General features: G+C 47.6%; 18 protein-coding genes and 1 pseudogene. 8 read left to right on the plus strand and 11 right to left on the minus strand.

The window, feature by feature from the left end; all coding sequences use genetic code 11:
- The first annotated feature begins 379 nt into the window (after positions 1 to 379).
- Both KQJ18_RS04105 and KQJ18_RS04110 read left to right on the plus strand, forming a co-directional pair.
- Positions 380 to 928, plus strand: coding sequence for an AAA family ATPase (locus tag KQJ18_RS04105; RefSeq protein ID WP_216421487.1), 549 nt, complete (start codon positions 380 to 382; stop codon positions 926 to 928).
- Positions 929 to 1,081: 153 nt separating this feature from the next.
- A complete protein-coding gene (locus KQJ18_RS04110) occupies positions 1,082 to 1,534 on the plus strand; it encodes an NUDIX domain-containing protein (protein WP_216421488.1) in 453 nt (150 codons plus the stop codon).
- A gap of 110 nt (positions 1,535 to 1,644) precedes the next feature.
- On the opposite strand, the pseudogene KQJ18_RS04115 reads toward KQJ18_RS04110, so the two are convergent.
- The 3 genes and pseudogenes from KQJ18_RS04115 to KQJ18_RS04125 all read right to left on the minus strand — a co-directional run bounded on the left by KQJ18_RS04115 (position 1,645) and on the right by KQJ18_RS04125 (position 3,661).
- Positions 1,645 to 2,236: pseudogene (locus tag KQJ18_RS04115) on the minus strand (TetR/AcrR family transcriptional regulator).
- A gap of 88 nt (positions 2,237 to 2,324) precedes the next feature.
- Positions 2,325 to 3,188 (minus strand): arginase family protein, encoded by an 864-nt coding sequence (locus KQJ18_RS04120; protein ID WP_069324614.1) that lies wholly within the window; start codon positions 3,186 to 3,188, stop codon positions 2,325 to 2,327.
- Positions 3,189 to 3,433: 245 nt separating this feature from the next.
- Complete coding sequence (locus KQJ18_RS04125) at positions 3,434 to 3,661, minus strand: DUF1272 domain-containing protein (RefSeq protein WP_216421491.1); 228 nt, start codon at positions 3,659 to 3,661, stop codon at positions 3,434 to 3,436.
- A 440-nt stretch (positions 3,662 to 4,101) separates the two neighbouring features.
- Between KQJ18_RS04125 and KQJ18_RS04130 the strand changes: the two genes are divergently transcribed.
- From KQJ18_RS04130 to KQJ18_RS04145, 4 genes are all read left to right on the plus strand, one after another.
- On the plus strand, positions 4,102 to 4,458 hold the full coding sequence (locus KQJ18_RS04130) for a hypothetical protein (RefSeq protein WP_216421492.1): 357 nt from the start codon (positions 4,102 to 4,104) through the stop codon (positions 4,456 to 4,458).
- A gap of 365 nt (positions 4,459 to 4,823) precedes the next feature.
- A complete protein-coding gene (locus KQJ18_RS04135) occupies positions 4,824 to 5,372 on the plus strand; it encodes a Slp family lipoprotein (protein ID WP_216421493.1) in 549 nt (182 codons plus the stop codon).
- Positions 5,373 to 5,650: 278 nt separating this feature from the next.
- A complete protein-coding gene (locus KQJ18_RS04140) occupies positions 5,651 to 6,808 on the plus strand; it encodes an efflux RND transporter periplasmic adaptor subunit (RefSeq protein ID WP_110497097.1) in 1,158 nt (385 codons plus the stop codon).
- 28 nt (positions 6,809 to 6,836) lie between these two features.
- Positions 6,837 to 9,953, plus strand: coding sequence for an efflux RND transporter permease subunit (locus KQJ18_RS04145; RefSeq protein WP_216421494.1), 3,117 nt, complete (start codon positions 6,837 to 6,839; stop codon positions 9,951 to 9,953).
- A gap of 212 nt (positions 9,954 to 10,165) precedes the next feature.
- Here the strand turns inward: KQJ18_RS04145 and KQJ18_RS04150 are convergent, their stop codons facing one another.
- A complete protein-coding gene (locus KQJ18_RS04150; RefSeq protein ID WP_051594538.1) occupies positions 10,166 to 10,480 on the minus strand; it encodes an HdeA/HdeB family chaperone in 315 nt (104 codons plus the stop codon).
- A gap of 32 nt (positions 10,481 to 10,512) precedes the next feature.
- Entirely contained in the window at positions 10,513 to 11,109 is a 597-nt protein-coding gene (locus KQJ18_RS04155) for a DUF308 domain-containing protein (RefSeq protein ID WP_085048904.1), read from the minus strand.
- 281 nt (positions 11,110 to 11,390) lie between these two features.
- Here KQJ18_RS04155 and KQJ18_RS04160 point away from each other — a divergent pair, with 281 nt between their 5' ends.
- Complete coding sequence (locus KQJ18_RS04160) at positions 11,391 to 12,020, plus strand: YfdX family protein (protein WP_042313237.1); 630 nt, start codon at positions 11,391 to 11,393, stop codon at positions 12,018 to 12,020.
- 76 nt (positions 12,021 to 12,096) lie between these two features.
- Here the strand turns inward: KQJ18_RS04160 and KQJ18_RS04165 are convergent, their stop codons facing one another.
- The 6 genes from KQJ18_RS04165 to dpaL form a co-directional block, all read right to left on the minus strand.
- Positions 12,097 to 15,339: a transporter substrate-binding domain-containing protein gene (locus KQJ18_RS04165; RefSeq protein ID WP_216421495.1), complete on the minus strand. Its 3,243-nt coding sequence runs from the start codon at positions 15,337 to 15,339 to the stop codon at positions 12,097 to 12,099.
- Positions 15,340 to 15,343: 4 nt separating this feature from the next.
- Positions 15,344 to 15,958 carry an acid-sensing system DNA-binding response regulator EvgA gene (gene evgA / locus KQJ18_RS04170; protein ID WP_038632843.1) on the minus strand — a complete coding sequence of 205 codons (615 nt, stop codon included), beginning with the start codon at positions 15,956 to 15,958 and terminating at the stop codon, positions 15,344 to 15,346.
- 418 nt (positions 15,959 to 16,376) lie between these two features.
- A complete protein-coding gene (locus tag KQJ18_RS04175) occupies positions 16,377 to 17,663 on the minus strand; it encodes an MFS transporter (protein ID WP_042313230.1) in 1,287 nt (428 codons plus the stop codon).
- Between the two features lie 78 nt (positions 17,664 to 17,741).
- Entirely contained in the window at positions 17,742 to 19,334 is a 1,593-nt protein-coding gene (locus KQJ18_RS04180; RefSeq protein ID WP_199952237.1) for a D-aminoacylase, read from the minus strand.
- Positions 19,335 to 19,401: 67 nt separating this feature from the next.
- Positions 19,402 to 20,586 carry a YgeY family selenium metabolism-linked hydrolase gene (locus KQJ18_RS04185; protein ID WP_038632852.1) on the minus strand — a complete coding sequence of 395 codons (1,185 nt, stop codon included), beginning with the start codon at positions 20,584 to 20,586 and terminating at the stop codon, positions 19,402 to 19,404.
- Between the two features lie 32 nt (positions 20,587 to 20,618).
- The gene (gene dpaL / locus KQJ18_RS04190; RefSeq protein WP_038642834.1) at positions 20,619 to 21,833 is read right to left on the minus strand and encodes a diaminopropionate ammonia-lyase; all 1,215 of its coding nucleotides are present in this window, start codon (positions 21,831 to 21,833) and stop codon (positions 20,619 to 20,621) included.
- A gap of 380 nt (positions 21,834 to 22,213) precedes the next feature.
- Here dpaL and KQJ18_RS04195 point away from each other — a divergent pair.
- A partial coding sequence (locus KQJ18_RS04195) for a sigma 54-interacting transcriptional regulator (RefSeq protein WP_216421496.1) occupies positions 22,214 to 23,756 on the plus strand: 1,543 nt, incomplete at its 3' end.

Raw genomic sequence — 23,756 nt, forward strand, 5'->3', positions numbered from 1 at the left:
GCATTTCAGAATATCGAGTAGTTTATATTCAGGCCAGATATTTTTTGCAGGAACAGTCATGTCCTTTGAAGACGCTCACTTAGCCGCATGCCCACGATTGGTGGGGAAGACCAGAGAGCGAAGTGCAGCGTTTAGCTGGGGGAACGTTTGATCGTCTGCATTGGCAACGTCCTCAGATTCCATCGAATGGTGAAATCCAGCCCACCTTTCAGTCGTATTGCTAGCACAGTTTTAGAACGTCCTGTCAGAACGAGTAGCGGATATGCAAGCCAGGATAAAATGTAGTTAGTCAAACCATCAACAAGTAATCTGCCGACACGGGAAAATACGCCATAAGAATTGCTACTTCATCGCGTCTATAAATGTTCAGGAGGGTTCAATGTCTTCATCTTTTCAACATCGTATCATTCTTACAGGTGGCCCTGGGTCAGGCAAAAGCACGATAATTGATACCATAAAAAAAAGAGGTTTTTGGTGTTCTAAAGAAGCTGGACGAGGTGTTATACAAGACCAGGTTAACATCGGCGGTGATGCATTGCCATGGGCCAATCAAACTGCGTTCGCAGAGCTCATGCTATCCTGGGAAATGCGTTCATGGCACGAAGCAGAAGGGCAAACAAGACCCTGCTTCTTCGACCGCGGTGTTCCTGATGTTGTAGGTTATTTACGTCTTTCAGAGCTTACCATACCGAAGCATTTGGAAAACGCCATCGAGAGATTTCGCTATAACCGAACAGTATTTATAGCCCCCCCCTGGCGTGACATATATGTACAGGATACCGAGCGCAAGCAATCTTTCGATGTCGCCGTCGCGACCTATCACGCAATGGTGCAAACATACCGTATGTATGACTATCAGTTGATTGACTTGCCATGCGTTTCTGTTGAGGAGCGTGTGGATTTTATCCTTTCCAGGATAGTGTGCTGATAAAACAGCAACTACGCGTAATGGTGAATCCCCCTGCCTGAATCGGCCATCGTGGCATGAAAATACATTCTCTATGCGCGCGCTTGCAGACTGCAATTTATGTTTGTATGAAAATCCGCAATGAGGGTTTAAATTTTATTTAAGAGGGAATAAATGCGTACTCGTCCATCCTCTCGATTGATAGTCCTTTCACCTGAAAATCACGTTCTGCTCTTTAGGTTCTGCCATAAAGATGATGCTCTGGATGGAAAAACTTACTGGGCAACGCCAGGGGGAGGAGTTGAGCACAACGAATCTTTTGAGCAGGCGGCGTTACGTGAATTATTTGAAGAAACGGGCCTGGCAAGAAAAACGGCGGGATCACAAATAGCCTCCAGAACCTTTCCTATGATGTTGCCAGGTGGTGAGAACGTTCTTGCTGAAGAACGTTTCTTTATTATTACTGCAGATAAATCAGATATTGACCGCTCAGGTTGGAGTAACAACGAAAAAGAAGTCATTCGCGAGCACTACTGGTGGAGCTTAGAAGAGCTCAGACAAACTGATGAAATCATCTTCCCACTCGATTTGATAATTAACATACTCGAAGGTTCCCCCTGCACTTAACTCTCTGAAACGGCTTAGATGTCCACTTCTGACACAAAGTGGACAAGTTACCTGAGCTGAAGGTCCGCTATGAGCGAGAAGCGGACATTTGCGATTCCCTGGCAAGCGCGTTAACTAACGCTGTTAGTATTATTTCAATAATTTTGCCATCAACTCAAAAAACATAGGCAGGTCGCGGCTGAAAGAGAAGGATGCGTTTATAGCCTTACGCGCGATTAAACCGTCAATAAAGGCAAAAAGAATAATCGTGACTTCCTCAAGGCTAATGTCCCGACGAAACTCTCCCGCTGCAATTCCGTCTACGATAATTCCCGCAATACTTTGCCGCATGATGGTATCACTGGATATATACGTTTTCTGCAATTCAGGGTTCCGCGCAGACTCCGCCATGATTTCAACCCACAGTTGATGCGTAACTGGGTAACCTACATCGCTTATGCACGATGTAACCTGCGCGCAAAGGCGCTCGAAATAAGTACCGTTAGACGGAGCATTGTGAGCGGTCAACGCTGAATTCTGCTCTTCAAGAACGATTGCCTTGATGAGGTCATCCTTGCTTTTGAAATACGTGTACATCGCTCCCTGGCTGATCCCTGCCCGGTTAGAAATTTCACGCACGCTTGTCGCACTAAAGCCTTTTTCTGCAAAACAGGTAGCGGCAGCGGTAATCAGCTTATGGTAGGTTTCGGTTTTCTTTAACATGTTGACTATTATGTTTAATCCAGGGCCCAGACTTTAGCGCGCTTTTTATCCTGGAGCCAGTATTGAACTCTGACCCCAGAATCAGACATTACTTCATAAGCGGCAATGCATTGAGCATGTTCTTCAGATTCAGCATATCCCAGGGTAAATGTTCAGCAAGTGTAAGGCCGACAGGTTCCGCTTTTGAGGTTGCCTGATCTACCAGATTTAGAACATCTGCAATAGATAGTTTACCTTCGGCGACATCACCAAAGTCATGTTCTCCTCTGCCAGGCCTGGCGAAAAGAACCGAACGGAAAAGTGACGGATCGAGAACGTCCAGATCAATGTGTATTGCCAGATGTTCAATATTTTCTCTCTCTACCCATTCCGCGACATCTTTCGCGTCGTTTTTAACCTTTTCAGGACCTATTGTCTCAATGCGATGACTAGCCAGATACTCAGCTTCATAAGGCAGTGGATCGTGGATACCTGCAATCATTATTTTTGAAGGGTTGAGTCTGGTGGATACATGAGCAACTAAATCTTTATCACCTGTCCCAATTAGCGCTCCAAGAACATGGGCATGGGCGTTTGGATATTGTTTGGAAGTCTGCACATCAGGATGAGAGTCAATCCAGAGCACCCCCAGTTTATCACCGTATTTATTGAGCAGATGGGCAAAAGGAGCCAGTGATACCAGGCAATCGCCACCAAAAACGACAATTGAATCAGGATCATATTTCTTAATCAGAGCGCCTGCATCGGTAAGCTGACTGATAATTTGAGGTTTGGCTGTGATGCCGTCCACTTCGGCCTGTGGCTCCGTTGTGGGCTCATCAACCGGAACAGACTCAAAAGGGCCATCTGATTCGGGGGAAAGATACGAGAGAAGAAGCGAGCCAAGATGATAGGCTGGATTATTGCCACCTTGCCATTGAGGGAATAAAAGTCTGAGCGTTTTACTGGTCATAATTTGCCTGTGCCTATTTATAAACGAAATGATTTGCGTGAAGTAATTACCCACAAAATGAATGAACGTTCATTCATTTTTGATCAGTCGTTGATCCTTTGCAAGCAGGGCAGCACGTTTAGTAAATTAAAAAAGGGAAAGAATCTTTGCAGTCTGATTTCAACCAAAGTCCGCTTCTGGCGCTAAGCTGACGACCAACAGAATCATGGGCCGTGACAAGCAATGAGCGAACATAGTTTACATCTCTACTGTTTATAGTAACGCTGAGTGGATACAGGGTGTCGCAGGAGGGATGCTTCGGGGCGTATTGGACGTCGCACCAGCTCCCCACCGCAGTTCGGGCACTGGCCATTAAGTCGTTGGGTCACGCAATCTACGCAAAATGTGCATTCGAATGAACAGATGTAGGCCCCTTTTGATTCAGGTGGCAGATCTTTATCACAGCATTCGCAATTAGGACGGAGTTCAAGCATGGTGCTCTCTTATTGTTAAAGGCACATCATTGGACATACCAAAAGCCCTCTATCGGTATCACTTTTGCGATAAACGACGTTATTGTTTATGCCCGTATTAAATAAGCATGGTCTACAGGCCGGAAAAATCAAGAGAGTGAATTATTTGATAGAAACGCTCACCTCCGGAAACGAACGACAAGCCTATAAAGCCCCAATCAATCACATAAAAATCAAACAGATAACACTTTTCATATCAACATTATCACTACGCTTTTTGCACCTTTCCTTTCGCGCAAAAAAACAAAACCCGCAACAAAAATAACCGTATTAATTGCTCACAGCTCCACTAAATGGATAAATAACGTTATCAGCACTTACAGTTTTTTCCTAAAGTCAGCGCTTCGTTTGTATGCCATGCTTCATTACGCTAATAACTTATAACGCTAAGCGAGGATATTATGAAAAAGACAATTATCGCATTATCTGCCATTCTGCTGGCTTCTCCTGTTATTGCCGCAACAACACACGCAACCGATAATGATGTAGCCGCCGCGCACGAAAACGCGAATACTGCAAAAGAAAAACTGCATCAGGCGCAGAATCAGGGCGAAGAGCAAAAATTAAAAGCAAAACATGCTGCTGAAGGTAAGCAAGATCACCTGAGCAGCAAGGTGAGTGAAGGTTCACAAAAAGCCTGGAATGATACCAAAGAAGGTACAGAAAAAGGCTGGAATGCAACAAAAGAAGGTGCAGAGAAAGGCTGGAATAAGACCAAAGAAGGTGCAGCCTCCGTTGAGAAAAAAATCAGCGAATAATCCTCCAGCCATTCAATAGTAAAAAGCCGCGAAAGCGGCTTTTTACTATTAGCATGATCCGTCCTGCACAGCGTTGACACGTTCCTGACTTAAATCCGCAGAACGTGATGATGACAGCGTTCAAACGGACCCAACATGATGCCATGATCGTCACCGGATGATAACCTTGTGGCGCCATCACCATCACGGTTGTAGACTGTCATACACTCATCCAGCGCCCCGTTAAAATACTGTCTGTTATTACCATAAGCTACAATTATATTAATTTTAGATAATCAGCCTCGCGCCTGCTGACAATAATGAGTAAAGGTTTACTATAGACCTGTCTTTTTTTAGCAGGAAAGTAAAATGAAAAAACAAAAGGGTTGCTGATTATTGCCCTTGCTTTCACTCTGGCATCATGTGCTTCAATTCCTGAAAATATCAAAGGTAATAATCAACCAGATATACAAAAAAACTTTATCTCCGTGCATAACCAACCGGGGTTATATACAGGCCAGCAGGCCCGATTTGGGGGTAAAGTCATCAATGTAATTAACACCAAAACGGATACGTTACTGGAAATCGCCGTTCTGCCGCTGAACAACGACGCTAAACCACAAATAGACGCCAGCTATCAGGGCCGTATTATTGCCCAACAGAAAGGTTTTCTCGACCCGGTAAACTACAGAAACCACTTCGTGACTATTTTAGGGACAATTCAAGGGGGTGAACAAGGATTCATCAACAAAATCCCGTACAATTTTGTTAAAGTTGATTTACAAGGTATTCAGGTTTGGCATTTAACTGAGTCCGTCAACACCACCTATAATATGTGGGATTACGGTTATGGCGCATTCTGGCCAGGACCGATGTGGGGAATGCCCTACTCCGCAAATACCGTAACCGAGGTTACTCCAGAGCTAGTGAAATAATCTCTGTAGTACGATGACGTGAATAGACTCCGGAGCCGAGTGTTTGCCAACACGCTTTCTAATCACTCCGCGTTTTGCTTATTTCGTCATCGTGCTCCATGCGATCCTTCGCTAAATATTCATTGTTTCTGTTACATATAATTTTAACCGCTAACTTTTAGCGCGGAAATGGGCGTTACTCTTCTCATGCCTGACCATCTTCTGTTATTTACCGATAACTCCCCCACCCTGCATGCCATAAAAAAACATTTGTGCTTACGAATTCTTCAGGGATTACTATGAACAGAAAATGCTTACTGTTGATACCACTATTTTTTAGCAGCGTCATTATTACCGCCTGCGATAATAAACCTGCAGTAAAAACCCCCTCCATGGAGCCCGAGGTCGGCGTTGTGACCTTAGCGCCTTCCTCGGTGAATATTAAAAGCGAACTTCCTGGCCGCGCGGTTTCATTTGAGATCGCCGAAATCCGCCCTCAGGTTGGTGGGATCATCATTAAACGTAATTTTATTGAAGGTGACAAAGTCAGCAAAGGAGAGTCACTGTATCAAATTGATCCCGCCCCGTTGCAGGCCAGGCTGGATGCAGCCAGAGGCGCACTGGCAAAGGCGCAGGCGACGGCCAATAATGTGCGACTGACATTAAATCGGCAGTCAGCATTAATAAAATCCAATTACGTCAGCCGCCAGGACTACGACACGACGCGCTCACAGCTTAATGAAGCAGAGGCCAATGTCGCCGTCGCCAAAGCGGATCTTGAGCAGGCCACCATCAACCTTCGTTACGCCAATGTCACCTCGCCGATTGAGGGTATCAGCGGTAAATCCTCCGTAACCGTGGGCGCGCTGGTCACCGCGAATCAGGGAAACGCGCTGGTTACCGTGCAAAGACTGGATCCGATTTATGTTGATTTAACGCAGTCAGTACAAGACTTCTTACGCCTAAAAGAAGAAAAAGCCAGTGGGAAGATTGCCCAGCAAAAGGGCAAAATTCCGGTTGAACTGATGCTGGAAAATGGCAAGCCCTATCGCTATACCGGCACGCTTGAGTTTTCCGATCCTGCCGTCGATGAGACTACCGGTTCCGTGACCTTGCGCGCCGTATTCCCCAATCCGCAGGGTGAAATTTTACCCGGAATGTACGTCACTGCATTGCTGGATGAGGGCAACCAACAAAATGTTTTAATGGTCCCACAGCAAGGGATTACGCATAACGCGCAGGGAAAGGCCACTGCGTTAATCCTCGATCAAGAAAACGTGGTGCAACTACGCGAAATAAATGCGGTGAAGGCTGTAGGCAATCAATGGTTGGTGACGACAGGATTACATCCCGGCGATCGGGTCATTGTGTCCGGATTACAAAGAATCCGTCCGGGAATCAAAGCCAGAATCCTCGCTGCAAAACCAAACACACCTGACACGGTAACTGAACAGTAATATTTCAGGTATTAAGGACACTTTCTTCATGGCTAACTTTTTTATTGAGCGCCCGGTTTTCGCCTGGGTGCTCGCTATTATCATGATGTTTACCGGCGGTATCGCGATAATGAACTTGCCCATCGCGCAATATCCGCAAATTGCTCCCCCCACCATTACCATTAGCGCAGCCTACCCCGGTGCAGACGCCAAGACCGTTGAAGACTCGGTGACTCAGGTGATTGAACAGAATATGAACGGGCTTGATGGCCTGATGTATATGTCATCCACCAGCGATGCGGCCGGTAATGCGTCGATTATCCTGACCTTTAAAACGGGGACCTCACCTGATATAGCGCAGGTTCAGGTACAGAATAAGCTACAGCTGGCGATGCCTTCCTTGCCACAAGAAGTCCAGCAGCAAGGGATCAGCGTTGATAAATCCAGCAGCAATATCTTAATGGTTGCGGGTTTTATCTCTGATAATAACAGTCTGAGCCAATATGATATTGCTGACTATGTGGCGTCGAATATTAAAGACCCACTGAGCCGCACCCCCGGGGTCGGGAGCGTACAGTTATTCGGTTCGCAATACGCCATGCGTATCTGGCTGGATCCGCAAAAGCTCGACAAATATAACCTTACGCCGCAGGACGTTATTACCCAGCTCAAAGTACAGAATAACCAGATATCGGGCGGACAGCTGGGAGGAATGCCGCAATCAGCCGACCAGCAGTTAAATGCGTCGATCATTGTTCAGACACGCCTGCAAACTACCGATGAATTTGGCAAGATCTTCCTTAAGGTTCAGCAGGATGGCTCCCAGGTTCTGCTGCGGGATGTCGCTCGTATTGAGCTGGGTGCGGAAAATTATGCCACGGTGGCACGTTACAACGGAAAACCCGCCGCCGGGATTGCAATTAAACTTGCCGCTGGCGCCAATGCCCTTGAAACATCCCAGGCCGTTAAACAAGAGCTGAACAGGTTATCAGCCTGGTTTCCGGCCAGCATGAAAACCGTTTATCCCTATGACACTACCCCCTTTATCGAGATTTCAATTCAGGGTGTGTTTCATACATTGATCGAGGCAATCATCCTGGTATTCCTCGTCATGTACCTGTTTTTGCAAAGTTTTCGCGCGACGCTTATCCCCACTATCGCGGTTCCGGTTGTTATTCTCGGAACCTTTGCGATACTCGACGTCGCCGATTTTTCGATCAATACGCTCACGATGTTTGGCATGGTGCTGGCAATAGGACTGCTAGTTGATGATGCCATCGTGGTGGTTGAGAACGTAGAACGTATTATTGCCGAAGAGCATTTGTCACCCAAAGCGGCGACGCATAAAGCGATGGGGCAGCTCCAGAGAGCGCTGGTTGGTATTGCCGTCGTTTTATCCGCCGTGTTTATGCCAATGGCATTTATGAGCGGGGCTACGGGTGAAATTTTCCGTCAGTTTTCCATCACCTTAATTTCCTCCATGCTGCTGTCGGTATTTGTGGCGATGAGCCTGACGCCCGCACTCTGCGCTATGCTGTTGAAATCCCACGAGGGAGAAAAAGAAAACACCCATTTTCTGTTTACCCGTTTCAATCACTTCATGGAGAAATGCACCCATCACTACACTGACAGCACCCGTAGGCTATTACGTTGCACCGGCCGCTATATGGTAGTCTATTTAGTGATTGGCGCTGGCATGATGGTGCTGTTTCTCCGTACTCCCACCTCCTTTTTGCCTGAAGAAGATCAGGGCGTGTTCATGACCACGGCACAATTACCTTCCGGTTCAACGATGGTAAATACCAGCAAAGTGCTTGGGGAAATAACGGATTACTATCTGACAAAAGAACAGAAAAATGTTGCGTCTGTTTTTACCGTTGGCGGATTTGGCTTCAGCGGACAGGGGCAAAATAACGGTCTGGCATTTATCAGCCTGAAACCGTGGTCAGAACGCGTTGGCGAAGAAAACTCGGTTACCGCCATCATTCGACGGGCAATGATGGCCTTAAGCACCATTAATAATGCCGTCGTTTATCCGTTCAATTTACCCGCAGTCGCCGAATTGGGTACCGCTTCAGGTTTTGATATGGAATTGCTGGATAACGGTAACCTTGGGCATGAAAAGATGATGCAGGCCCGCAACCAGCTCCTGGCTTTGGCCAGCCAGTCACCCGATGAAGTTAACGGGGTGCGCCCAAATGGGCTGGAAGATACGCCGATGTTTCGCATTCACGTCAACGCGACAAAAGCAGAGGCGATGGGTGTGGCATTGTCGGATATCAACCAGACCATCTCTACGGCGTTTGGTAGCCGCTACGTCAATGATTTCCTTAACCAGGGGCGTGTTAAAAAAGTGTATGTCCAGGCCGATACGCCGTTCCGTATGTTGCCGGACAATATCAACCACTGGTATGTACGTAACGCCTCCGGCGCGATGACGCCGCTTTCAGCCTACTCATCAACCGAATGGACCTACGGCTCTCCCCGTCTTGAACGCTACAACGGACAGCCTGCAATGGAAATTCTCGGCCAACCGGTCGCAGGGAAAAGCAGCGGCGATGCGATGAAATTTATGGCATCACTGATTAATAAACTGCCCGCGGGCGTCGGTTATGCCTGGACGGGGCTGTCGTATCAGGAGGCGCTGTCCACCCACCAGGCACCAATGCTGTACGGCATTTCTCTGATCGTCGTATTTCTGGCGCTGGCGGCATTGTATGAAAGCTGGTCAATACCATTTTCCGTAATGCTGGTTGTACCAATTGGGGTGGTCGGTGCTTTGCTGGCGACCGATCTGCGTGGCCTGAGCAATGATGTTTACTTTCAGGTTGGCCTGCTCACCACCATGGGACTTTCAGCTAAAAACGCTATTCTGATCGTCGAGTTTGCTGTCGAGATTATGCAAAAAGAAGGAAAAACGCCGCTTGAAGCCGCGGTGGAAGCTGCGCAAATGCGTTTACGTCCTATTTTGATGACGTCATTGGCCTTCATTCTGGGGGTTATCCCACTGGCAATAAGTGACGGCGCTGGCTCTGGCGCGCAAAACGCCGTCGGTACGGGCGTTATCGGTGGAATGCTGGCCGCGACCGTGCTGGCGATCTACTTTGTTCCGGTCTTCTTTGTTCTTGTCGAAAACATGCTGGCGCGATTTAAAACCCGACATTGATTCCCTGCCCTTGTAAGTGCTTATCCCTGGGATCGGGTAATAAGATCCCAGGATGGCGCTTCGCTTATCAGACCTACAGTAGTTAGCAGACACAGCTATCCAGCGAGTTTCCTCGTGGATAGCTGAGCGAGTTATTTTATTGTGAGGGGAAATGTGGGTGTGGGGACAGAGGTTGTCAATTCTAACTAAAGCCAGGCTATCGAAACGGTTAATCAGTAGTGCAGACCGGCCCCCTTCAGATTTACGGTCAGTTCGCCTAATTTCGTATCCGGGTGTTGATGACACATGTTAATCATTTTCGGAACAGCGACAGTTTCCACCTCATGCAGCGGAACATAATCATCGCCTTTAAAGTCAGAATTTTTATTAACGATCACAAAGGCAATTGCCGTCATGTATTGCCGACTCATATCAGCAAACTCTTTACAGGTCATATCTTGTGGCGCAGCTTCGGTTGCCTGAGTAGCAAACGCACAGCTCATCGGTGCCAAAACAGAGGTCATAATAACAACAGCTGAAACCATCATTTTAATATTCACGATACACTCCAGAGGCAGTATTAATGGTTATTGGCAAGTTTGTCTGTTGCTACCAACTTCGTATTCCTGCGCAGACTGATAAAAGCCAAAGAACTGAAGATCATCTCGACCCCAATAAAAATCGAGGTAAACACGTAAGACTTGTCGGGATCCATATTCAGCCATACGCCAGCAATAAGCAGATCTAAAATGCCGATAAAAATGTTCCAGCCATAACCCGGACTGCGGAACATTTGAACTCCGGAAGCCACACGAAAAATACCGCCAAGAATAAACAAGCAGCAAAAAACCATAGCCAACGAATTCATGCCAATCACCGGGTTAACAAGGAAACAATACCCCAGCAGTAACCATGCGATAGCAAAAAACGCATAGGTAAATTTGGCTTTCAACTGCTTCTTCCCAGCGCTAAACAGGCTATAAATAGAATAAAAACCGCACACCAGGAACATAAAACCTGTCGCATAGCTTAAATAAACGCCAGCAGCGATAGGATAGATTAAGCAGCAAATACCACATACCAACAACAGCACCGCCATAATTGTTGCGTGTCTTTTATAATGAGAAAGTGTTTTTTCATTAAACGTTCTCAGGGCTTGCTGATTAAAAATGAACATACATCCTCCGTTACATGTAAACGTAATGTAACCTACTAATAAAAGAGTTAATACTCACACAATACATATCACTTACAATGAAATAATAAGACTTCAGATAAGGATGCGTATATAAGAAGAAAGGAATGTTGTTATCCGTTTAATCCTACACATGTCAGACGTCTGACACCTGTAAGATTAAGCGCTCATTATTCTATCCTGGCTCTGATTCCTCTCTTTAAACTTATTTAATATGATTATTGCGTTTGGTGAACAATACCAACTTTATTCAGGAGAACGTAATGAAAAAGATTATTCTTGCAGGTCTGCTTGCAACTATGATGGGCTCAGCTCCGGTAATGGCATCTGCCACTACTACCACTGCGGCACAAACAGCCACAGCCAATGTACAAAAAGAAGCAGCCGATATTATGCAGGTCGCCGTAAAAGGTGCCAATGCGATGCGCGATATTCAACTGGCTCGTCTGGCTCTGTTTCACGGACAGCCTGACAGCGCAAAAAAATTAACCAATGACGCCGCTTCCCTGTTGGCAGGCGACAGCAGCGACTGGGCGAAATTTGTCAAAGCAGCGCCTAAGGCGAAGATGATTGACGATCAGTACGTAATTATTAACGCTACGATCGCATTATCAGAAGACTATATTGCTACGCCGGAAAAAGAATCTGCTATCAAAACCGCGAATGGCAAAATGGCCAAAGGTGACTGGAAAGGTGCAGTGGATACCTTGCAACTGGCTGGGATCAGCGTGCTTCAGACCCAATACCTGATGCCTTTGAATCAGACGCGTAAAGCCGTTGCCAGCGCCCAAAAACTGCTGTCCACGGGTAAATTTTATGAGGCTAACCTTGTGTTAAAAGGTGCTGAAGAAGGCATTGTTATTGATAGCGAAATGGTGGGTGCAGGCCAGTAATACTCTGTACTAACGAGTGATGAATCAAGACATTTCTCTCCGGATCGGGCTGCTACGGCTACCCGATCCGGGGGGATTAATGGCTCATCAGACTGTCGATCTCAATTTCAATTTCTCGCATGACAGCAACAATTTTCTGTAATGCCTGCTGCCGTACAGCCAGCGGAAGATCGTCATGTCGCATAGACTCAAAAGGTTCGCACAGCGTCTGAAGCGCGGTGATACCCAGAATTTGCGCCGAACCATGCAACCGATGAAGCGCCCGTAAAAACAGCTGCGGCTCATCTTGCGCAACGGCTTTCTCAGCCGCTTGTAAATCACTCAGCGTTGCTTCGCGGAATGTTTCGAGTATCTCGTTCATTAATACGCGATCGCCACCGGTATTTTCAGTCAGTACATTGAATTTTAAATGCCGGATTGCACAAGGTGACGCATAGCCCGTGTCGATTTTGCTCAGTTCATGCGTCAGCGTCTGGATTGACACCGGCTTAAACAGACACAAATTCATACCGTTTTGCAGACATCGATCGCGTGACTGCGGGAGCGCACTGGCCGTCAGCCCCCATATTTGCAAATGAGGTTGTTGACGACGTAGTGAAGCCGCGAGATCAAAACCGTCTTTCTTCGGCATATTCACGTCGGTTATCAACAGGTCGTATGATTTTTTGGCCAGTTTGGCTTCGGCTTCCTCGCCATCACAGGCCTCATCCACGCTGTAGCCAATGGTATTCAACTGGCGTTTAAGCAGCAGGCGATTAGTTGGGTTATCGTCTGCGATCAGAATCGACAGACACGGTAGCGGTAGCACAGCGCCAGGGGTATCCCCATCCGCTACTATCGACTGTCGGGCAGTTTCAACCGGCAGCGTAATCGTGAACGTGGTTCCCTGAGCCGGAATACTCCTCAGTTCCAGCGTACCGCCCATCAGCGTTACCAATTCTTTGCAGATAAATAACCCCAGACCAGACCCCGTTTGTTGACGTCCGCAACGCCCCTGAGCATAACGATGGAACAGTCCAGCCTGCTCTTCTTCGCTAATGCCACAACCGGTATCACTGATGGCGATTGTCAGGGTGCCGTGATTATCTGTGTCCGGAGTCAGTCGGGCCGTAACATGAATACTGCCCTGCGCCGTAAACTTCAGCGCATTTCCCAGCAGATTGGTGAGAATTTGCCGCAAAGCCTGCTGATCGACAAATACCCGCTCATTTACTGGCAACTGGCTGACGCAGGCAAGCGATATACCTTTCTGCCTCGCCAGGGCATCGAAAGAGTGGCACTGCAATTCAATAAGCTGCGAGAGATCGGTCCACTGGGGAACAACCTCATATTTTCCGGATTCAATCTTATCAACGTCAAGAATCTTACCAATCAGTCCCAGCAATGATTGGGCCGTCGCCCCGGTCAAAGCAATGGCCTCTTTGCGTTGTGCCGGACTGAGCTCAGAGCTTGAGAGTAATTCCACAAAACCAACAATCGAGCTTACCGGGGTACGTAACTCATGACTCATGCTCGCCAGAAAACGGCTTTTGGCTTTTGTGGCGGCAATCGCTTTATTCTTTTCAGTCTCCAGCTCTTGAGATAAAACCTCTTTGAGATGCAACTGTTCTTCCAGTAACCGCTGCGATTGCTTTCTTTTACGGACTTCACGGGAGAGTGATATCCCCCAGATCAGGCTAATAGCAATAAGTACCAGCGCAAATACCACCAGTTGATAGAACTGTTTGCTATATCGGCTCCAGATATCAACCTGGGTATTGGAAATCTTCGACCACTTCTCCGTCATTTGTAAAATTTCACGCGGAGGTATGGCTTGCAGGGCCTTATCAATGACAGACTTCAGCATCGGCTCATGAGAAGAAATAGCAAAACTCACCGATGCGCCTGGCATATCAGGAAGCCGGAAGAAGTGCATATTATTCTGGTAGTAATGATCGGTAATGAACTTTGCCGACAATTCGGTCGCGATTGCCGCATCAACGTCGCCCTCCTTGACCATAGCCATTGCAGCGCTACCGGTATCCGCATTCACCCAGGTCACCTGCGGATACTGTTGTTTGAGGCCACGTTCCAGAATATGTCCGGCAGGCAGAGCAATACGTATCGGTTTTCCCAGCAGCGAGTCGGCTGTTTCCTGGCGCGATGTGATAACCACGAATGCAACATTCATCAGCGGATCGCTCAATGCCGAATCGTCCTGGTTTTGGTTAGTCGGGGCGATCGTCGGATACATATCCCACTGCCCACCACTGATGAGTTTGGTCTGTTCACTTCTGGACGTGGCCAAAACAGGTTCAAAATTAAGACCCGTTTGCAGATGAATAATATTCAGCAAATCGCCAAGAATACCACGTAACTCGCCGCTGCTATCTACCAGCGTATAGGGTGGGTAATCCGGGTTGATCAAAATGCGGATAGTATGTTTATTCTTCAGCCATTCTTTTTCCTGATGACTGAAAGGAATGGGCGCATTCAGATAAGCAAGATTACCGCGATTTAACCAGTTCTGCATCACCTGCATATGGATTTCATTACTTATTGACGTAATAAAACCATCAAGAATATTTCTTAATAGCGGTTGATTTTCATTAACCACAAAATAATTATATTGTTCCTGCTTATCAAAATAATGCGTAATAACCAGGGATTGCGAGAAATACCGCGAGATACAATGACTAGTGGTAATATTGTTACCAATATAATATTGGTTATCATCGTTCACCACCGACGCCATTGCCTGATACTCGTCGTCATAAAATGAGATTTTAGCATCAGGAAAAGCGTCCTGGATAACGTTAAGAAAAGGGCAATCCCGCACACAGGCGACGCTGACCTTATGGTTCGTCATCAGCGGTAGCATCGTGTTTTTTAATGACGTCACAAGCGTCGGCCACGTTGTGAGTAATGCCGATGTGCGCAGTAAATGCCCGCCGACATCCTGCCGCCGGGAAAGCTGGGTTATCAACGTATCAACATCATTACTGGCGAGTGCGGCAAGCGCCTGCTGCTCGTTATCGTATTGCTTTATAACAATTTTTACATTGAGACTTTTTTGCATTAGCGCAAGGTAGTCCGCGTTAACGCCCCGATAATTTTCCCCGCTGTTTTGATAGACAATAGGTGAGACTTCCGGTAACCAGGTGCCAACCACTAATGTTTTTTTATGCGCCAACCAGTTTGTTTCTTCCCTGTTTAAGCTGATATTTTGCACCGCAGTATTATAGTTACTTTTTAGTTCAACCTGGCGCGCTGAACTCACATCCGTAGATAATCCGATGGTAAATATGACCATCAAAAAAATAAATAAGCGTTCCAGCATTACTCTACCCTATTTTATTTCTTTGCGCGTAATCATAAATCTCCATTAATGAAGAACAATCTAATTTTTCCATTAAACGACTTTTATAAGTACTGACCGTTTTATTACTGATATTCATTTTACTGGCAATCGTACTGTAATCCATACCATTAAGGATATAACGCAACACTCTCATTTCCTGTGTTGATAACGTATCAAGTTTATCCTGTTCGCTGGCCGATGAACCAGTAAAGTGTTCAAGGGAGAAAGGGAAATAACTATAACCATTTTTGGCGGCTTCGATGGCGGCAAGAATATTATTCATGCCTTCTTTTTTACTCACAAATCCGTTAGCACCGTATTCAGCACTACGTTTACCATAAAAATATTCATTTTTTGCTGAAATGATAATGATCACACCAGCATAGTGCCGCTTGCGTAATTGTTCCAGCACCTCGATGCCACTGATACCAGGAATATCCACATCAATAATTAGCAGTTCAGGTTTGTTTTTTTCAACCACCTGTACGACTTGCTCGCCACTGTCGAGTTCAGTGGTCACAGTGATACCATTAGTATCGAGTAAGTTGCGAATGGCAATGCGGGCCAAAGGGTGATCATCAACGATTATCGCGTTCATTGCGTATAAGAATCCCGATAAATAAAGAGAGGCGATGGCTATAGTGCAGGTGAGTCTTCAATATTACTGATTTATAAGTGCAAGACCCAGGACGCAAATTCTAACATAGTCACGTGTATATTTTATGATTTTTTCATAATCAAGATGAATAAATCATAAAAATAACATTTAGATTTACAAGAATTAAACCTTGAGCCTTTCTGTAGATCAAATCATTAACACATTATAGAGGGAATATTCCTACACATGTAGGACTGGTCTTTCATTTATTATGCTTAATTCTTAATAAGGAGAGGAATAGAATTGCAGTGGTAACTGTACATCTGGCGGGAAATTCAGTTATTGCGTGTTATTAAACGTTGATGCCCGTCAATCCCTGTGGCTCTGAAACAGCAGAGCCACAGGAGACAGACATTAATCAAGCCTGACTGGGTAATGCTCCAACCGCGCGCGAGTTTTTCACGGTCAGCGTAACGACGGCAGAACATAACAGTGCGGCAATCATAAAGATAAAGGCGCTGTTATAGCTTCCTGCGCTGCTTTGGATCAGCCAGCCGATGATAGGTGCAGAAACAACGCCCGCCATCTGACCGCCAAAGTTAACGATCCCCGACGCCCGTCCCATAATGTTGCTGGGGATGGTATCCATCAAAATTCCCCAGAACGTCGCCATAGCGAAGAACATGAACAGGGCTGAAATACACTGATAAACCACCGCCATATCTGCGCTGCTCACGCTGAAGGTCAGGTACAGGAAGCCTGCGGCAATGACTGAGGTTACGACGTACAACGTTTTACGCATCGGTTTGAATTTATCTGAACAGTATCCGCCTAACAATGTGCCTCCTGCGCCAAACAGAAAGGGAATTGCCGCCATTACGCCGGTCTTGGCCAGAGAAAATTCACGTACGGTGATCAGATAACTGGGCAACCAGGTTGAAAATCCCCAGAAGGTGATATCAAACAAAAACCAGATACTTGCCATTTGCCAGAGCACCGGCATTTTGAGTACGTCTTTAAACGCGATAGCGCTGGTATTTTGCAGCCCACCCTGATCGTCAACGGCCAGTTCCGCCAGATCCTGCTGCGTAATGGCGGGGTGATCTTTCGGGTTGTCACGCGTAAATAAGTAGATCCCTGCGGCAATAAACAGTCCAGGAATACCCAGCACGATAAAAACCATATGCCAGCCAAAAGCCCCAATAATGCTGGCTGCGACCACAACCGCCAGCGCCGGGCCTAAGGTGTTCACCGTTGATTGAATCGCCGTCGCGCGCCCGCGCTCTTTCGACGGGAAATAGGTCGAAATCATCTTCCAGGAGGCCGACGGGAAGCACCCTTCGCCGATACCAAAGAAGAAGCGCACTGCCAGCATTAGCGGTAGCGTCAGCACAGCGCCGGTTAAGCTGGTGAAAACAGACCACCAGGCAATACCAATAGCCATGATTTTACGCGAGCCAAACTTATCCGCCAGTAAACCACCGGGAATTTGAAACGCGGCATAACCAATAAAAAAGGCGCTAATAATTAAACCTTGTTGGGTGGTATCCAGATTTAAATCTTTGCCGATATAAGGGAGCGAAACGCTCATGACCATTCTGTCGAGAAAAGAGAGGAGCCACGCCAGCCAGATCAATGTCAGGACGGTATATCTTGCTTTCCAGGTCTTTGGTTTACCTGAAGGTAAAGATGTTTGTAGGTTCATTGTGATGTCCTTAGGGTGTAGTGATCTACCGCGGCCATAAATAGTCGCGATAGATCAATGCGTGTTTAGCGTTATTTATTAATATTGTTTTCTTATAACCGTACCGCTACAGGCATAACTTTCCGTGCCATTAATTAAGGCAATGCGCCCATTAACCATGACAATTTCAATCCCTTGCGGATACTGATTAGGTTCAACAAACGTGCCCCTATCAGCGATAGTGTTCGGATCGAACATCACAATATCCGCCGCGTAACCCACCTTCAGCAGCCCGCGATCCTGCAGGCCCAGCACCTCAGCAGGTTTACCCGTCATTTTGCGAATTGCCGCTTCCCAGCTCAGACATCCCTCTTCACGCACGTATTTACCGAGCACACGTGGGAATGCGCCGAACACGCGAGGGTGCGGTTTTCCGGCCCCCATTAAACCGTCGGTACAAACGTTTTGCTCTGGCCGACAGAGAAACTTAATCACATGCTCTTCAGTGCCGTAGAAGTCGACCATTCCGACGGCGTTTTCTTCTTCATAAAGCAGGTCGAAGGTGGCGTTGTAGGGGTCTTTCCCGCGCAATTCACCCAACTGGACGAGGTTCAGACCAACGGCATCCTGATTTTTGGCCGTTTTCACGCTGGTAACAAAAATCTGGTCCAGACCGGCAAAATCGATAAAGTTATCCCAGCCAGGGATGCCCTGCTGAATATCCTCGATCATTTTGGCGCGCAGTTCAGGTGAGGCCAGGCGTTCCAGTAATTTGTCTGTTCCACCGGAGTGGACCCATGGCGGCAGGATCACGCCGAGCATCGTGCTGCCCGCCACATAGGGATACTGGTCGAAAGAGATGCGGATCCCCTCTTCCTGCGCCTGCTCCAGCATCCCCAGCATCTGGTCGATCAGCCCCCAGTTTTTCTTTCCGCAGACCTTCATATGTGAAATATGTAGCCAGACGCCTGTGGCTTTGGCGATATCAATCAGCTCCTGCGTTGAGTTGATAATATCGTCAGCTTCACTGCGCTGATGTACCACAAAGATCCCGTTATATTTCGCCGTGACCTTGCACAGTTCAATCATTTCGGCAGTATCGCCAAAGGCGCAAGGCATATAGATAAGCCCGGTGGAAAGACCAAACGCGCCCGCTTTTAATTCCCGCTCAAGAACTTCGCACATCTTCGCCACATCTTCACGGGTCGAAGGCCGCCCATCCAGCCCCATCGCCTCCATGCGCACGTTGCCATGCGGAACTAAATAGGCAAGGTTTGTCGCCGGATGTCGTGATGCCAACAGATTGAGATAACCGTCCGTATTTTTATATTTCCAGTCTATTTTGTCGGTATCACCGTCCAGTCCGGCAATATTTTTACGCCACGCCGGAATATATTCTTCCGGCAACGGTGCTAACGCGACGCCATCCTGCCCCAGCAATTCAGTGGTAATTCCCTGGCGAATTTTTGCCGACAGCGCGGGGTTAATAATCGCCGACAGGTCAGAGTGCGTATGGGTATCAATAAAGCCAGGACAAATAATTTTTCCCGTGGCATCAATAACCTGTTCATTGACGCCAACGTCTATTTGACCGATTGCGACAATACGTCCGTCATCAACGACCACATCGGCAATTCTGCCTTCACTGCCCGTCCCATCGATCACATTTCCGTTTTTGAAAATGGTTTTCATCGTTATTCTCCATTGCGGCGGCGCTGCGCGGCACCGCCTGTAAGGTAAGAGGATTTTTATCGTTCTTTTATTGGCGATAGAGTGTCTGGATGATGCTGTAATAGCCGCTGGCCGAACCGGTTAACTGATCGATCTCGATATACTCATCAATGGTGTGCGCCAGATTTTCACGCGAAGGTCCGAAGCCGATAGTTTTAATTCCCGCTTCGCCCGCATAGTGACTACCGTTGGTGCAAAATGAGTATTGCGTGATGGTCGGATTAAACCCGGCCTCGCGGACGCCAGCCAGAGCGGCTTGCACGAATTCGTCCGACTCGTCATACACCCAGCCCGGGAAGAAGCGCTCCCCCTCAATGGTGGCACCGGTATAGCAAGACTCCTGGCCCACAGCGTAGGAGACACGGGCCTTAAACTGCGGATCCTGCGTGATGAATTCTGCCAGGACATTTTCCAGCGGGGCAATGACGCTTTCTTTGGTTTCGCCCACCAGCAAACGGCGATCGTAGGTTGCGCGGCAGTAATCCGGCACGACCGAGGCACCCGGGTACGGCGAAGATTTAATGTCGGTCAGTTCGAGAATGCCAGGCCCGAGTACTGGGTGCGTTGGCGGGGTAATGGTGCGAATTTTGTCGATCAATTGCGCCATTTTATACACCGCATTAATCCCTGCCTGCGGGTTGGCGGAGTGCGCAGGTTTACCAAACGTTTCAACCACAATTTCAGCACGTCCACGCTGGCCAATTTTCAGGTTTAGCTCGGAAGCTTCACCGATGATTACGTAGTCTGGCTTATAGCGCTCGCTGACCAGACGAGCGGCAATGCCTTCAAAGCACTCTTCATGCACGATACAGGCAACGTAGATTTTCCCGGCGAAATTACGCTGGTTGTCCTGGCCGAAAAAACCCACGGCAGAGATCATTGCCGCCACGGCGCCTTTCATATCGGTCGTACCGCGACCATAAATCTTGCCATCTTCGATATCACCGCCGTACGGGTTGCGGGTCCACTTCTCTTCGTTCACCGGTACAGTATCAATATGTCCATCAAGGACCAGCGTTTTCCCTGGCTGATTACCCACGATACCGCCAACAATGTTGCCGTACTTATCAACATGGATGTCATCGAACTGGTAATGCTGCATCATTGTTTTTATGGCATTAACCACTTCCCCTTCCTGACCGGAATAACTTTTTTGTTGGATTAGCGCCTGACAGTTTTTAATCACTTCTTCAATACGGTTTGCAGATAACATGGGTTTCTCCGTTCTTATTCTCAATCAGGAAATTATTTGTTGATGCCCGGGTACTGACCGCCCCAGACAATATCCAGATACTGTTGTGGGTCAGTGTCACCCTCAGTACTTATCAACAACACGCGGGAATGCTCATCCAGTCCCAGTTGCGTACGCGTTTGCGCCAGTTCAGGCGAGGACATCAGCAGTGACAGCAGGCCGGTCGTCACCGCCCCGGACTCACCAGAAACGATCTGTGGATCGCCTGCCAGCGGATTACCCAACATGCGCATGCCAAGCGCCGCAACCTCATCCGGGCAGGAGGCAAATGCAGTGGCATAATCACGCAACAGCTTCCAACCAATGCTATTTGCCTCACCGCAGGCGAGACCAGCCATCACGGTTTGCAAATCTCCGCCCACCGCTATGGCATCACCCTCTTTCGAGCGGGCGGAGCGGTAGAGACAATCGGCAATTAACGCCTCGGCGACGATCACTTTCGGGCGATTTTCTCCCCATGCCGCCGTCACCATTCCCTGAACCATGCCGGCAAACGAGCCAACGCCTGCCTGAACAAAAATATGCGTCGGCGCAACCTGATGCAGCTGGTCGATCGCCTCCAGCATCAGCGTGCCGTAACCCTGCATAATCCACTGCGGGATCTTTTCATACCCTTCCCAGGCGGTATCCTGCACCACTATCCAGCCATGCTTTTCCGCCTGTTCCGCGGTCATGCGAACCGCATCGTCATAGTTCATATCGACGATTTCGGCGGTAGCGCCTTCGTTACGGATCGACGTCAGACGTTGCTGTGAAGAACCTTTTGGCATGTAAACCACGGCATTTTGCTTCAACTGTCGCGCCATCCAGGCAACGCCACGACCGTGATTGCCATCGGTGGTGGTAGCAAACGTAACGGTTTGCAGATCGCGGCGCACCTCTTCGCTGGTCATCACATCAAACGGTAATTCGCTGATATCTTTACCGACTAATTCAGCGATATGGCACGCCATCGCATAGGAACCGCCCAGCGCTTTAAAGGCTTTCAGGCCAAAACGCTGCGACTCATCTTTGAGGTAGATATTTTTTACGCCCAGTTTTTGTGAAAGTGCCGGCAGCGTATACAACGGCGTTGGGGAATATCCCGGAATAGACCGATGAAAATTCAACGCTTTGACCAACTCCTGGCGGCTAAACGGAGCCAACGGCGCGTTCGGATGTTCGGTAAACGGTGTCTGGTTGATAAAAAATGATAAGTTTTCCTGCATCATAAAACCTCATTGTGCTGGTAATCCATTCCCTGCAATTGATGTCATACAGAGATATTTCCGCTATCGGTAATGCCAATAGAGCAAAATGCTTACCAGCTTTTTATTAATTGAGTAAAATCTTATGAATAATTTAATAAACACTTAAATTTCAATTAAATAGACAGAATTCAAGATTTGCAGCCAAAAATATCATCGCGTTAGTTTATCGTTTCATTTTGATAAATTCTCACAATTGATAAATAGTGTGATCGCGGAAGATAAAATAAAAAAAACATACTAAAACAGAGCGGTAGATTGATTTTTCGCAAATCATTTTTGGATTAGTTCGCCTATTTATCATTTTCCATGAGAAATGCGATACGCGCCGGAGAAGTAGCATGATTTCAGTACTCAGCAATATTCAGGATGATATATGCAATTATGCCGATGCTATTTCTGGCATCACCGGAACGGATGTTGAGATCATTGATGAATCTTTAATGCGCATCGCTGGCACCGGTAAATACCGGCATATGCTCAATGAAAACGTGGCAAAAAATGGCTACATCTACCGCCACGTTTTGCAGGTGCGGGAAACGGTGCTGATCAAAAATCCTGGCGAACATCCACTGTGTCAGTTATGTGAAAAACACCACTATTGTTCTGAAATGCTGGATTTGAACGCACCAATTTTTCTCAACAATCGCGTCATTGGGGTGATCGGGATTATTTGCTCAACCCAGGCGCAGCGCGACACCCTCCTGAGCCAGATTGAGAAATTTGTTACTTTCATTGAGCAAATAGCCGTGATGATCTCCAGTAAGGTTTTTGAATGTCTGGAACGTTTACGCGCGCAAGAAAGGCTGGGCGCATTTCGCCGTCTGATCGATGCCATGGACCGCGGCGTCGTGGCAATCGATGGTGATGGTCTTGTCTGGCATGCCAACCATTCAGCCGATCGCATTCTCAATCGCGAGGTTCAGGGATTACCGTTGACCATTGAAACAACCGGGGACAGTTTGTATGGCGATGAGGAGGCCTGGCTGACGCTCGAAGGTCAGAAATACCATGTACTGTGCAAGCAAATTTCGCTCTCGTCTTTGGATAACGATCGCTTAACCATGATTATCTTTCGTGACGCGCACGACTACCTGAGTACCCTTCTTCCATCGTCTTATGAGGCCGACACCCAGGTGCGGTTGATTGGTCACTCCCCCTTGATGGAACAGCTCAGAAGCACCATCGGTAAAATCGCCAACAGCTATGCCAGTGTGCTTATTACCGGCGAAAGTGGCTCAGGAAAAGAGGTCGTGGCATTTGCCATTCACCAGAGCAGCCCCCGTAAAGCCGCCCCCTTCGTAACAATCAACTGTGCTGCCATTCCCGAACAGTTGCTGGAAAGCGAACTGTTTGGTTATGTGCGCGGCGCATTCAGCGGGGCCGACCCCAAAGGCCGCGTGGGAAAATTTGAACTGGCCAACGGCGGCAGTCTGTTTCTGGATGAGATCGGCGATATGCCGCTTCATCTGCAGGCTAAGCTGCTCAGGGTTCTGCAGGAAAAAGCGATCACCCGCGTCGGGTCTAACAACACCATCAATATTGATGTACGAATTATTGCCGCGACTAACAAAAACATTAACGCGATGGTGGAGAGTAATCAGTTTCGCGAAGATCTTTTCTATCGCCTGAACGTGGTCCCTTTGGTTCTTCCCTCGTTGCGCGAACGGCGGGCAGATATTGCGGTCCTCGCGCAATATTTTGCCGATGAGTTTTCGGTCAGTTATCAGCGACCATCACAAAAACTTCCCGATGACGTCATCAACCGCCTCTACGCCTGGCACTGGCCTGGCAACATTCGTGAATTACGTAACGTTATCGAATATATTTTCGTGATGCGCGGGGAAGCCGCTGGAATCAACGCCAGCCATCTGCCTCCTTACC

The sequence above is a fragment of the Citrobacter sp. S55_ASV_140 genome (assembly GCF_018919505.1).
GTDB lineage: Bacteria > Pseudomonadota > Gammaproteobacteria > Enterobacterales > Enterobacteriaceae > Citrobacter > Citrobacter werkmanii.

Coding starts and splice junctions, on each gene's coding strand:
- KQJ18_RS04105 (WP_216421487.1), top strand. CDS start 380: ATGTCTTCATCTTTTCAACATCGTATCATTCTTACAGGTGGCCCTGGG.
- KQJ18_RS04110 (WP_216421488.1), top strand. CDS start 1,082: ATGCGTACTCGTCCATCCTCTCGATTGATAGTCCTTTCACCTGAAAAT.
- KQJ18_RS04120 (WP_069324614.1), bottom strand. CDS start 3,188: ATGACCAGTAAAACGCTCAGACTTTTATTCCCTCAATGGCAAGGTGGC.
- KQJ18_RS04125 (WP_216421491.1), bottom strand. CDS start 3,661: ATGCTTGAACTCCGTCCTAATTGCGAATGCTGTGATAAAGATCTGCCA.
- KQJ18_RS04130 (WP_216421492.1), top strand. CDS start 4,102: ATGAAAAAGACAATTATCGCATTATCTGCCATTCTGCTGGCTTCTCCT.
- KQJ18_RS04140 (WP_110497097.1), top strand. CDS start 5,651: ATGAACAGAAAATGCTTACTGTTGATACCACTATTTTTTAGCAGCGTC.
- KQJ18_RS04145 (WP_216421494.1), top strand. CDS start 6,837: ATGGCTAACTTTTTTATTGAGCGCCCGGTTTTCGCCTGGGTGCTCGCT.
- KQJ18_RS04150 (WP_051594538.1), bottom strand. CDS start 10,480: ATGATGGTTTCAGCTGTTGTTATTATGACCTCTGTTTTGGCACCGATG.
- KQJ18_RS04155 (WP_085048904.1), bottom strand. CDS start 11,109: ATGTTCATTTTTAATCAGCAAGCCCTGAGAACGTTTAATGAAAAAACA.
- KQJ18_RS04160 (WP_042313237.1), top strand. CDS start 11,391: ATGAAAAAGATTATTCTTGCAGGTCTGCTTGCAACTATGATGGGCTCA.
- KQJ18_RS04165 (WP_216421495.1), bottom strand. CDS start 15,339: ATGCTGGAACGCTTATTTATTTTTTTGATGGTCATATTTACCATCGGA.
- evgA (WP_038632843.1), bottom strand. CDS start 15,958: ATGAACGCGATAATCGTTGATGATCACCCTTTGGCCCGCATTGCCATT.
- KQJ18_RS04175 (WP_042313230.1), bottom strand. CDS start 17,663: ATGAACCTACAAACATCTTTACCTTCAGGTAAACCAAAGACCTGGAAA.
- KQJ18_RS04180 (WP_199952237.1), bottom strand. CDS start 19,334: ATGAAAACCATTTTCAAAAACGGAAATGTGATCGATGGGACGGGCAGT.
- KQJ18_RS04185 (WP_038632852.1), bottom strand. CDS start 20,586: ATGTTATCTGCAAACCGTATTGAAGAAGTGATTAAAAACTGTCAGGCG.
- dpaL (WP_038642834.1), bottom strand. CDS start 21,833: ATGCAGGAAAACTTATCATTTTTTATCAACCAGACACCGTTTACCGAA.